The following is a 10515-nucleotide window of genomic DNA, read 5'->3' as shown; positions in this document are numbered from 1 at the left end:
GGCCTCCATCTACTTCGGCGGCGTGATTGCGCACGACCCGTACTGGGGCCCGGCGCTGACCTTCAAGGACACCACCATCACCTTCGCGCTGATTGGCTATGCGTTTATCTCCGCGCTGCTGCCGGTCTGGCTGATTCTGGCCCCGCGTGACTACCTGGCCACCTTCCTTAAAATCGGCGTTATCGTCGGTCTGGCGATCGGCATCCTGCTGATCAACCCGGATCTGAAAATGCCTGCGGTAACGCAGTACATCGACGGTACCGGCCCGCTGTGGAAAGGCGCCCTGTTCCCGTTCCTGTTCATCACCATTGCCTGCGGTGCGGTCTCCGGCTTCCACGCCCTGATCTCCTCCGGTACTACGCCTAAGCTGCTGGCGAACGAGAAAGACGCGCGTCTGATCGGCTACGGCGCGATGCTGATGGAGTCCTTCGTGGCGATCATGGCGCTGGTTGCAGCGTCCATCATCGAACCGGGTCTGTACTTCGCGATGAACACCCCGCCGGCGGGTCTCGGCATCACCATGCCAAACCTGCACGAGATGGGCGGTGACAACGCGGCGCTGATTATGGCGCAGCTGAAAGACGCCAGCGCACACGCGGCGGCGACCGTCAGCTCCTGGGGCTTCGTGATTTCGCCTGAGCAGATCATGCAGACCGCGAAGGACATCGGCGAACCGTCCGTGCTGAACCGCGCCGGTGGCGCTCCTACACTGGCTGTCGGTATCGCACACGTGTTCCACAAAGTGCTGCCGTGGGCGGACATGGGCTTCTGGTACCACTTCGGTATTCTGTTCGAAGCGCTGTTCATCCTGACCGCGCTGGACGCCGGTACCCGTGCGGGCCGCTTCATGCTGCAGGATTTGCTCGGTAACTTCGTGCCGTTCCTGAAGAAAACCGACTCTCTGGTAGCGGGCATTCTGGGTACGGCGGGCTGCGTCGGCCTGTGGGGCTACCTGCTGTATCAGGGCGTTGTCGACCCACTGGGCGGCGTGAAGAGCCTGTGGCCGCTGTTCGGTATCTCTAACCAGATGCTGGCTGCCGTGGCGCTGGTGCTCGGTACCGTGGTCCTGGTGAAGATGAAGCGCACCAAATACATCTGGGTCACCGTGGTTCCTGCGCTGTGGCTGCTGCTCTGCACCACCTGGGCGCTTGGCCTGAAGCTGTTCAGCGCCAACCCGCAGCTGGAAGGCTTCTTCTTCATGGCTAACCAGTACAAAGAGAAGATTGCCGCAGGCGGCGCAGACCTGACCGCGCAGCAGATTGCCAACATGAACCATATCGTGGTGAACAACTACACCAACGCGGGTCTGAGCATTCTGTTCCTGGTGGTGGTGTACAGCATTATCTTCTACGGCATCAAAACCTGGTTGAAAGTGCGTAACGCTGAAGGCCGTACGGACAAAGAAACCCCGTACGTGCCGGTGCCGGAAGGCGGCGTGAAGACCTCTTCACACCATTAATCCAGCATGTAACTGTAGGCCCGGATCGCTGCGCGCCACCGGGCTTTTTCTTATCAGGACCCGTTATGTTTGGTAACTTAGGCGAAGCAAAAAAATACCTCGGTCAGGCGGCGAAGATGCTGATTGGCATTCCGGACTATGACAACTACGTTGAGCATATGAAGACCAACCATCCGGATAAGCCGTACATGACCTACACCGAATTCTTCCGCGAGCGGCAGGAAGCGCGCTACGGCGGAAGTGGAGAAGGCGGCGTCCGCTGCTGCTAAAGGAGAGACCATGACCCCGATTGCCGTTACCCTGCTGACCGGTTTCCTCGGCGCCGGTAAAACCACCCTGCTGCGCCACATCCTGAACGAGCAGCACGGCTTCAAAATCGCCGTCATCGAAAACGAATTCGGCGAAGTCTCCGTAGACGACCAGCTGATTGGCGATCGCGCCACGCAGATCAAAACCCTGACCAACGGCTGTATCTGCTGCACCCGTTCTAACGAGCTGGAAGACGCCCTGCTGGACCTGCTCGACAGCCGCGATCGCGGTGAAATCGACTTTGACCGCCTGGTGATCGAGTGCACCGGCATGGCCGACCCCGGCCCGATTATTCAGACCTTTTTCTCTCACGAGATCCTTTGCCAGCGCTATCTGCTGGACGGCGTCATTGCCCTGGTCGATGCGGTCCACGCCGATGAGCAGATGAATCAGTTCACCATCGCCCAGTCTCAGGTGGGCTACGCCGACCGCATCCTGCTGACCAAAACCGACGTGGCGGGCGAAAGCGTTAAGCTTCGCGAGCGCCTGACGCGCATCAACTCCCGCGCGCCAATTTACACGGTGACGCACGGTGATATCGACCTGTCTCAGTTGTTCAACACCAACGGCTTTATGCTGGAGGAGAACGTCACCGCAAAACCGCGCTTCCACTTTATGGGAGACAAGCAAAACGACGTGGCGTCGATTGTGGTGGAACTGGACTACCCGGTGGACATCAGCGAGGTTTCGCGCGTGATGGAGAACCTGCTGCTGTCGTTTGCCGACAAGCTTCTGCGCTACAAAGGGATGCTGTGGATTGACGGCGAACCCAACCGCCTGCTGTTCCAGGGCGTTCAGCGCCTGTACAGCGCCGACTGGGACAGACCTTGGGGCGATGAAGTGCCGCGCAGCGTGATGGTGTTTATTGGTATACAGCTGCCGGAAGAGGAGATTCGGGCGGCGTTTGCGGGTCTGAAGAAATAACCGCCATGCATCCCCTCTCCTCTGTAATTTATTAACCTGAAACGATGAATTTTGTATCAGGAAAATGAATAAATTACAGCGATGTTCTGGTCCGGCTGTAAATCGCCGAAGCGTTTCCGTAGGGCCGGGGCGAGGCGCAGGGATGCGCCGAGAGGGCGTGGCCTGCAGGGATGCAGGCTCATGCCCGACCCGATAGCCCGAAGGAATAAGCTGAGGGCACCGCGAAGCGGCGATTTACCGCCGGGAGCCCGGGTCGCCAGGGTGGTGGCGATTGAGCCACCCTGGCACGTTCACAGGTCATGCCGTTACAGAGTAGCAAGGAACATAAAGTGAACGGAATGACCTCCACAGCCGTATGTTCCCCCTCACCCCAGCCCTCTCCCTCAAGGGAGAGGGGGCCGTCTGTGCAGGCATTATTTTGTGGGGATACTTATTTCACCGCCTCCGGCAGCGTCACAATCCACAACTCGCTGTCGGACTCCGGCTTCTTCAGCGGCTTCACGCTGAGCGTGGTTTCCACCGGTTTATCATCCAGCGTCAGCTTACCCTCCGCGTTTACCCGGTAATCCTTAAGCTTCTTGCCCTCGACCGGGTTTTGCATCGCCACCTTCACGCCAAAGTCGTTATCGTTCGCCACCGCAAGCGTTTTGCTGTCGATCAGCGCCAGCCCTTCAGCCTTCTCCTGCTGCCAGCCCAGCGCGCGGAGATCGACCATCTGCGTTTTTGACGCAAGCGTAATGCCGCGCTGCGCCAGGGTTTTCTCATCATCAAACTCTGGATACTCGCCCGGCTTGTCAAAGGCGGAAAGATCGCTCGCCTTGCTGAGATCCACCTTGTAAATCAGGTTACGCATTCCGTCGTTTTTATCGCTTCCCTGCTCAATCAGCAGGATGTGCTGATTATCGAGCGCCACGATGTCGCCGATTTTGGCGTCGCTGTTTTTGTCGTAGGCCGCGCTGTCGATAGGGTAACCGTACATCGCGGTTTTGCCGGTCGCCGGGTCAAAGCTCACCAGACGGGTGAACAGCGCCTGCTTTTTGCTCTTACCGTCGATGTCCAGCGTGCTCTGCACCGCGGCGATAATCCGTCCGTCCGGCATCCGGGTCAGGCCTTCAAAGCCCCGGTTGGGCTGGCGCCATTTGATGATGTTTGGCAGACCGCCCGCGATGGATTTTTCCCCTTCCGCGGCCTGCGGCCCGTGGATCGCGAGGATCTTGCCTTTGCTGTCGACGTTAATCAGGAACGGGCCGTACTCGTCGCACAGCCAGTAGCCGCCTTTGCCGTCCGGCGTGATGCCTTCCGTATCCAGTCCGCGGTTGTCACCCTTGAGCGTCTTTAAGGTATCGCTGAACGCCACTTCATTGGTGGAACCAATCACGCCGCTTTGCAGCGGCAGACCATTAATCTCACCTTTATCGTCATGCAGCGGGCGGGCATCAACCGCCTCCGCTTTGCCGTTCTGGACGCGGATGGTCATCAGCAGCGGCGCGAAATCTGGCGTGACAAATATTTTGGCTTCGTTTTTACCCATTTTTGGCGCATCGGCGTTGGGACCGCGATCGGTCACGGTCGCAAACGTCAGGGCATCGCCCTGCTTGCCCGTAAACAGCAGACCAGAGCCAATCCCCACCGGGAGCCCGTTCGGGAACGCATCGGCAAACGCGCCGCTGTATTTCACATGGGAGCCGTCAGGGAAGCTGACGACATAGCGCTCAGCGGTAGGCTGTGCCGCCAGGCCAGAGAAAGAGAGCGCACAACCGATAAGCACAGGAATAATTTTTCTTTTCATATTGTTAGCATCCAGTTAGTGAAGCCAACAACGTAAAGAATAAACGTGTCAGAAAAATGACATGGAAAGGCAACCGGCATGGGCGAGTGAACGTATATTCATTGCCCGGAAATGTAAGGTTGTGTTGTATTGTGTGACAACTGAAATACTTTTGGAAATTATTAGAAACTCAATTAATTCACCTCTAATCACTATCCCTTCTTCGTTCAGTTTATGTTTAGTCAAAAAATTAAACGGTTCCTAAACACCAAAACATCACCCGTTGACACCCCGGCAATTAAACAGCATTGCAACAACTTCTATAAAAAACTTAACGATATCAGCATAAAACAGCGACTTTCATCACATTTGCAGTCATAAACATCGCTTGTTAAGGTGCCCCCAGATGAATTTAATGACGAGGCATAAAACATGAAAAAACTGAATATCCTTCTTCTTTCTGCTCTGACCGCCCTCTCGGGTTCCGCTCTGGCAATGGGCGGCAGCATTGAGCAGGGTAAAAACTTTACCAACCTCAATCTCGAAATGGGGAAATCCTCATCCGGCCTGTATGCCGAAAGCAACTGGCTTAAAAACACCGATGACGGTACCCAGACCGGCGGCGTGGGCGCAGGCTACAACCTGGAAGTGGGCCCGGTGATGTTGAACGCAGGTGCGAAAGCCATCTACATCGGCCCGAAAAAAGGCGATAACGGCGTGGCGTTCCCAATCGGTGGCGGCGTAAACGTAGCCCTGACCGACAGCATCCACGTGTACGGTGAAGGCTACGTGGCGCCAGAAGGGCTGAACAACAGCGTGAAAAACTACGTGGAAGCCAACGGCGGCGTAAGCTGGACGCCGATCGCGCCGGTGACCCTGAAAGTGGGCTACCGCCACGTGAGCGTTGATGGCAAAGACGGTCGTCCGAACCATACGCTGATTGACGGCGCATATGTTGGCGGTGGAGTCACCTTCTGATGAAACACCGCATGACCGCGCTTTGCGTTCTGAGCCTCACGCTGATGCTCACCGGCTGCGTCCAGTACAAATGGGTGAAACCGGGCGTCAGCGACGTGGAAATGAATAAAAAGCTCACGGAATGCGAAGCGCAGGCACTGATCGACCTTCCCCCGGATAACGTGGTGACCGGTTCGAGCTCGGAAAAAACGGACAAATCGAAAAAGAAAAAGGATATTTCCACGAGCTACACGGTTGAAGACGCGAATGAATATCGCCGGGATACGCTGGTTGACAGCTGCATGTTTAAAAGCGGCTGGGACAAGATCGAAGTGCAATAATCCCCTTAAAAAAACCTGCCGGCTGGCAGGTTTTTTTATGACCTCTTACTTACGCACCACCACCAGCTTCTGGTTCACAAACTCTTTGATCCCCAGATCCGACAGCTCGCGTCCGTAACCGGAGCGCTTCACGCCGCCGAACGGCAACTCTGGCGCGGTATCGGTAAGCCAGTTGATGTACACCATCCCGGTCTCGATCCGGGACGCCATTTTCTTCGCGCGCTCGATATCCTGGCTGAATACCGCCCCGCCCAGGCCGTAGTGGGAATCGTTCGCCAGCGCGACCGCCTCGTCGTCGTTTTTCACCACGTATATCTGCGCCACCGGGCCGAAGAACTCTTCGAAGTACGCCGGGTTGTCGCGCGAGATGTTCGTCAGGATCGTCGGCTCGAAGAAGCTCCCGTCGCGCTGCACCGGCTTGCCGCCATAGTGCAGCGTGGCGCCGCTTTTCACCGCCTCGTTAACCTGTTTGGTCAGTGTTTCAAGCGCATCTTTCGACGACAGCGGCCCCAGCGTGGTGCTTTCGTCCAGCGGATCGCCAATCTTCACCTGCTTAAACGCTTCGGTGAATTTGCTCAGGAAAGCATCCGCAATCTTTTCATGCAGGATAAAGCGCTTCGCCGCGGTGCAGACCTGCCCGGCGTTGTTGAGGCGCGCATTCACACCAATCTTCACGGCTTTGTCCAGGTCCGCATCGTCCAGCACCACGAAGACGTCGTTACCGCCCAGCTCAAGGGTAGATTTCTTAATGTGCTTCGCCGCCTGTGCGGCCACCACGCTGCCGGCTTTTTCGGAGCCGGTTAATGCGGCGCCCTGCACGCGATCGTCGGCAATGATGTTCGCCACCTGCTCGGACGAAATAAACAGGTTGGTCCACGCCCCTTCTGGCGCGCCCGCCTCGCGGACCAGGTGGGCAAAGGTCTCGGCGCAGTGCGGCACGATGCTGGCATGTTTGGCGATCACCGGGTTGCCCGCCGCCAGGTTTGGTGCCAGGACGCGCATCAGCTGATAATACGGGAAGTTCCACGGCTCAACGGCCATCAGCACGCCGATGGGGTGATGCTCCACCCACGCTTCCCCAAGCTCAGAGTCGTACTTCACCGGGGCCAGGAACTGCTTCGCATTGTCGGCGTAATAGCGGGCGATCTGCGCGCACAGCTTCACCTCGCCGCGGCTCTGTTCGATGAGCTTACCCATCTCCTGGCTGGCGATTTTCGCCAGATCCTCGGTGCGCTCGTCGATCAGGTCGGCAAGCTTATGCAGCACCGGCAGGCGCTGGCTGATGTCGCCTTTCGCCCAGTCCGAATGGTAAAGCGCATCGGCCGCCTTCAGGGCCGCTTCAATATCCGCGTCGGTATGTGAGGGGTATTCTTTGATGAGCTGGTTAGTGGCAGGATTTACTGTCTGATAAGCCATGTCGAATCTCCTTGTTTTACCGCTTAGGGTATTAAGGGTAGTCAACATGACTGGCTGTGGACGTAAAGTTGGGTATATCCGGAAGGTTCTTAATGAAGCGCTGCCAGACGGTTCGCTGACGTGGTATAAAAACGTCCTGAAGGAGTTCATATGACCGATACCCGACACATCCGGCAGACTTTTCACCGCGCCTCAGGCCTTGAGCTGCGCAGCACGTGGCAGAGCACGCAGGCGTATAAACGTCATTGTCACCCGCAGCTCTCCATCGGCGCGATTGTGGAAGGCCAGACCTGCTGCGTGTGTCATGACAGAGAATACATCCTTAACCCCGGGGACCTCATTGTGATCCCGGCCTATGCGCCGCACAGCTGCAACCCCGTCGCCGGGCAACCGCGCAGCTACCATATGCTCTATATCGACACCGATCTTCCTCTGGCGCTCCAGGTGATTCGCGACCGTACGCTCTTTAAGCGCTACCTTGAGATTGTTGAGACGATGTCGCCTGCCTCCGTGGACACGCTGCTTTCAGCCCTGCCCCGCCGCCTGGAAAACGCAGATGCGCTTCGCTCAACCAGTCAGCACGTGCGGCAGGCGTTTCTTGCCGACCTGGCCGCACCGCCTTCGCTTGACGAACTTGCCCAACGATTCTCGCTGCGCAAAGAGACGCTGATCCGCACCTTCCGGCAGGATACCGGCCTGACGCCGGGCAGCTTCCTCAACATCTCCCGCGTGGAGTTCGCCAAAGCGCGGCTACGTGCCGGGGACGACATCGCCGACGTCGGCTACCAGAGCGGCTTTGCCGACCAGAGCCATTTTCATAAGACCTTCGTCAGCTATACCGCCGCCACGCCGCGCCAGTACGCGACGGGCCGATCAATATCAGACAATAAATAACGTTGGCATCACCGTAGCCTGACCTCAGATTGTTAACCGAGGTTGCTATGGAACTGTTCTTCCCTTCTGCTTTTCTCGCCCTGGCGCTGGCGCATTTTGTCGCCCTGTTAAGCCCGGGTCCGGACTTTTTCCTGCTGGTGGGCTACGCGGCGCGCTACCGACTGCGCGGCAGCACCGGATTGTGCGTCGGCATCGCTGCGGGCAACGGGCTGTATATCTTACTGGTGATTATCGGCTGGAACGCGTTGCGCCAGTTTGCATGGCTGTTTACTCTGATAGAGCTTTGCGGGGCGCTGTACCTGCTGTGGATCGGCTCGCATCTGGTGCGCAGCCAACCGCAGGCGATGAGGCTGAATGAAACCCGTCAACGCTGCCCCTCGCTGCGCAAGCAGATCCTGCTGGGGCTCGGCTCGGCGCTGCTTAATCCGAAGAACGCGTTGTTCTATCTTGCCCTGATGACGGCATTGCTGGGGCCGGACGTGACGCTGCTTCAGCAGGCAACGTGCGGCGTCTGGATGGTGATGGTGGTGCTGGCGTGGGATCTGGCGCTGGTATCGCTGATGGGGCTATCGTCGGTGCAACAGAAGCTCAGCCGTGCGCTGTGGTTGATAGAGCGCACGGCGGGGGTGGTGCTGATGGGGTTTGGCGGGTGGGTGCTGTGGCGGGTGATATGAAAGAATCTTATCAGCCGTTTTCTATGCCCCTAACCGATAATCCCAGTCATCCGAGTGAATAACGTTACCGTCACGGTAATGCCAGGTAATCTTTTTATAACGAAGCAAAACGAGCTCAAGATGCCCCTGTTTTTCATGGTAAGTCTCTTTCACGTCATGCATTAATGAAAACACCGTGACGACCTTCACCGCTTCCAGCGTTATCGTGAAATAGATTTCTTCCTGACCGGCATCATTGATTCTGTACAGGTCGATAGTCGCTTTCCTGAACGTACCGCCCGTGCTGAGTGCTTTATAGAGAAAAACACTGGAGGCATCTATTTCTTTCTCAATCAGAAAGGGACGATGCTGGCGTTTGCTCAATGCTCTGCCATTATGCAGGTCATAATTATAGCTTACGTTATGATAGAGCCCTAAAACCTCAATCTGGTTTTCACGGTCTTTAACTTTCACGCTGCCTTTTATGTTATTACCCGCATCGTCAGTTAATGACATATATCCCGGAATGGCCATTTACATATCCTTATCGAATGGAACAGAGTGTTCAACAGTTGAGATCATAACGGCGAGACATCTTTTACCCTGCGGGCTTTTTATTTTGAACATCTCCCTGATTGAATCCACAAAAAGCTTATTACTTTCTGCCTCCGTTTCGGGGAAATTAGCAAACGCGCAAATTTGTTCAACAGTGAGTAACGGTTTATCGTCTTTTAAGATTGCTAAGACACCTTCAGGGTTATGTGGGATGGCTTCAGAAAGCGCCGCCTTTAAATCTTCAGCCTTACTGGCGTCCACTCCGGGTTCAAGGGCACTCGCCACGGCTAACCATGCCTGAGTTCCTTTACTTATCTCTGGTATGACATGATTCCACCATTCCGACTCACCCGTATCATTTGAATCCAGCTCCGCTACAACAGACATGGTGCCTTTGCCGTTTATCATTTGCAGGATCTGTTCAGGAGTGTGGTTTTTGGCAAATAAACCCATCGGTAAGCACAAGAAGAATAGCACCATAATATACTTCATTATCGCACCACCAGTATTGTATCACCCGAATCATAAATCATATGACGCTTGTCCTGACCATTCATAATGATACAACCTGCTGATGCAGAGCCTGGTGGCTGACCTTTTTTATCACCATGAATTTGAAAATGATCCCTACCAAAGGTATTGGTCCCCGCTATAGGCTCAAGAATAATGGCCTCAGCACTTTTATGATTATTCCACCCGGCAATAAAATAAATACCTCTGGGAATGGGGCCTCTGTTTCGTTGACTTTCACACTCTGGCTTATCTTTCGATTCACCCGCACCGCTGTAGCAGTTAGCGACAAACACACCATTATGGCTCAATACCCCCGTCGAAACTTTATACTCCCATGTCATCGATACCGTCTCCTTTCATAAATAGTCCTTTATCGTATGGCTAACAGGAGCGTTAAAATGACTACGACGGTCACAAAACATTACGTCCGAAAATAAATAAGCACAAAAAATATAGAAAAATTAATAATAGATAATTTTGATTTATATAATTTTTATATAAAAGCCGTGTGTCAGGCAGAGAATGCGTCTCTCCCCTTACACCAGTTTTGCACTTTTGGTTCACTTGCCTCTATCCTTAACCCATGGAAAAAATAGCTGAACTCAAACGCGCCAAGCTGCTGGCGCTGGCGCTGCTGCTGGTTGCCGCCGCGGCGTTTATCACCACCCTGTTCCTGCCGCAGACCTTCTGGGTGCGCGGCGTCAAGGCCATTGCCGAGGCGGCAAT

General features: G+C 55.4%; 12 protein-coding genes and 1 pseudogene. 8 read left to right on the top strand and 5 right to left on the bottom strand.

What is annotated here, in order from left to right:
- The 3 genes from DOU50_RS02740 to yjiA form a co-directional block, all read left to right on the top strand.
- A partial coding sequence (locus DOU50_RS02740; RefSeq protein ID WP_148768743.1) for a carbon starvation CstA family protein occupies positions 1-1459 on the top strand: 1459 nt, incomplete at its 5' end.
- 65 nt (positions 1460-1524) lie between these two features.
- Entirely contained in the window at positions 1525-1728 is a 204-nt protein-coding gene (locus tag DOU50_RS02735; RefSeq protein WP_003856610.1) for a YbdD/YjiX family protein, read from the top strand.
- Positions 1729-1738: 10 nt separating this feature from the next.
- Positions 1739-2692 (top strand): GTPase, encoded by a 954-nt coding sequence (gene yjiA / locus DOU50_RS02730; protein ID WP_061716011.1) that lies wholly within the window; start codon positions 1739-1741, stop codon positions 2690-2692.
- Positions 2693-3122: 430 nt separating this feature from the next.
- On the opposite strand, the gene DOU50_RS02725 is transcribed toward yjiA, so the two are convergent.
- Positions 3123-4481, bottom strand: a complete 1359-nt coding sequence (locus DOU50_RS02725) for an esterase-like activity of phytase family protein (protein WP_139210912.1) — start codon at positions 4479-4481, stop codon at positions 3123-3125.
- A 411-nt stretch (positions 4482-4892) separates the two neighbouring features.
- Between DOU50_RS02725 and DOU50_RS02720 the strand changes: the two genes are divergently transcribed.
- A complete protein-coding gene (locus tag DOU50_RS02720) occupies positions 4893-5438 on the top strand; it encodes a YfaZ family outer membrane protein (RefSeq protein ID WP_047746519.1) in 546 nt (181 codons plus the stop codon).
- The gene (locus DOU50_RS02715) at positions 5438-5758 is read left to right on the top strand and encodes a hypothetical protein (protein WP_048992924.1); all 321 of its coding nucleotides are present in this window, start codon (positions 5438-5440) and stop codon (positions 5756-5758) included. The genes DOU50_RS02720 and DOU50_RS02715 overlap by 1 nt, the downstream gene beginning before the upstream one ends.
- 45 nt (positions 5759-5803) lie before the next feature.
- Here the strand turns inward: DOU50_RS02715 and DOU50_RS02710 are convergent, their stop codons facing one another.
- Positions 5804-7174 carry an NAD-dependent succinate-semialdehyde dehydrogenase gene (locus DOU50_RS02710; RefSeq protein WP_090419179.1) on the bottom strand — a complete coding sequence of 457 codons (1371 nt, stop codon included), beginning with the start codon at positions 7172-7174 and terminating at the stop codon, positions 5804-5806.
- Between the two features lie 150 nt (positions 7175-7324).
- Between DOU50_RS02710 and DOU50_RS02705 the strand changes: the two genes are divergently transcribed.
- Both DOU50_RS02705 and DOU50_RS02700 read left to right on the top strand, forming a co-directional pair.
- Positions 7325-8068, top strand: coding sequence for a helix-turn-helix domain-containing protein (locus DOU50_RS02705; RefSeq protein WP_032649933.1), 744 nt, complete (start codon positions 7325-7327; stop codon positions 8066-8068).
- Positions 8069-8115: 47 nt separating this feature from the next.
- Positions 8116-8742: a LysE family translocator gene (locus DOU50_RS02700; RefSeq protein ID WP_148768742.1), complete on the top strand. Its 627-nt coding sequence runs from the start codon at positions 8116-8118 to the stop codon at positions 8740-8742.
- A gap of 21 nt (positions 8743-8763) precedes the next feature.
- On the opposite strand, the gene tssD is transcribed toward DOU50_RS02700, so the two are convergent.
- The 3 genes from tssD to DOU50_RS02685 are packed head-to-tail and all read right to left on the bottom strand — an operon-like array spanning position 8764 to position 10130.
- Positions 8764-9255, bottom strand: coding sequence for a type VI secretion system tube protein TssD (tssD, locus tag DOU50_RS02695; protein WP_024908304.1), 492 nt, complete (start codon positions 9253-9255; stop codon positions 8764-8766).
- A complete protein-coding gene (locus tag DOU50_RS02690) occupies positions 9256-9768 on the bottom strand; it encodes a hypothetical protein (protein ID WP_148768741.1) in 513 nt (170 codons plus the stop codon). It lies immediately after the preceding gene.
- Positions 9768-10130 (bottom strand): tlde1 domain-containing protein, encoded by a 363-nt coding sequence (locus DOU50_RS02685; protein WP_021240619.1) that lies wholly within the window; start codon positions 10128-10130, stop codon positions 9768-9770. Before DOU50_RS02685 ends, DOU50_RS02690 begins: the two co-directional genes overlap by 1 nt.
- A gap of 242 nt (positions 10131-10372) precedes the next feature.
- Here DOU50_RS02685 and DOU50_RS02680 point away from each other — a divergent pair.
- Positions 10373-10515 (top strand): annotated as a pseudogene (locus DOU50_RS02680) (DUF445 domain-containing protein); the annotation flags it as partial.

Origin of the sequence: Enterobacter sp. C6 (assembly GCF_008122455.1) — a bacterium.
Taxonomy (GTDB): Bacteria; Pseudomonadota; Gammaproteobacteria; order Enterobacterales; family Enterobacteriaceae; genus Enterobacter; species Enterobacter pseudoroggenkampii.
This window is presented reverse-complemented; position numbering and strand designations above follow the sequence as displayed.

What these genes read in the sequence shown, in the direction of transcription:
- DOU50_RS02735 (WP_003856610.1), top strand. Translation starts at nt 1,525, where the DNA reads ATGTTTGGTAACTTAGGCGAAGCAAAAAAATACCTCGGTCAGGCGGCG.
- yjiA (WP_061716011.1), top strand. Translation starts at nt 1,739, where the DNA reads ATGACCCCGATTGCCGTTACCCTGCTGACCGGTTTCCTCGGCGCCGGT.
- DOU50_RS02725 (WP_139210912.1), bottom strand. Translation starts at nt 4,481, where the DNA reads ATGAAAAGAAAAATTATTCCTGTGCTTATCGGTTGTGCGCTCTCTTTC.
- DOU50_RS02720 (WP_047746519.1), top strand. Translation starts at nt 4,893, where the DNA reads ATGAAAAAACTGAATATCCTTCTTCTTTCTGCTCTGACCGCCCTCTCG.
- DOU50_RS02715 (WP_048992924.1), top strand. Translation starts at nt 5,438, where the DNA reads ATGAAACACCGCATGACCGCGCTTTGCGTTCTGAGCCTCACGCTGATG.
- DOU50_RS02710 (WP_090419179.1), bottom strand. Translation starts at nt 7,174, where the DNA reads ATGGCTTATCAGACAGTAAATCCTGCCACTAACCAGCTCATCAAAGAA.
- DOU50_RS02705 (WP_032649933.1), top strand. Translation starts at nt 7,325, where the DNA reads ATGACCGATACCCGACACATCCGGCAGACTTTTCACCGCGCCTCAGGC.
- DOU50_RS02700 (WP_148768742.1), top strand. Translation starts at nt 8,116, where the DNA reads ATGGAACTGTTCTTCCCTTCTGCTTTTCTCGCCCTGGCGCTGGCGCAT.
- tssD (WP_024908304.1), bottom strand. Translation starts at nt 9,255, where the DNA reads ATGGCCATTCCGGGATATATGTCATTAACTGACGATGCGGGTAATAAC.
- DOU50_RS02690 (WP_148768741.1), bottom strand. Translation starts at nt 9,768, where the DNA reads ATGAAGTATATTATGGTGCTATTCTTCTTGTGCTTACCGATGGGTTTA.
- DOU50_RS02685 (WP_021240619.1), bottom strand. Translation starts at nt 10,130, where the DNA reads ATGACATGGGAGTATAAAGTTTCGACGGGGGTATTGAGCCATAATGGT.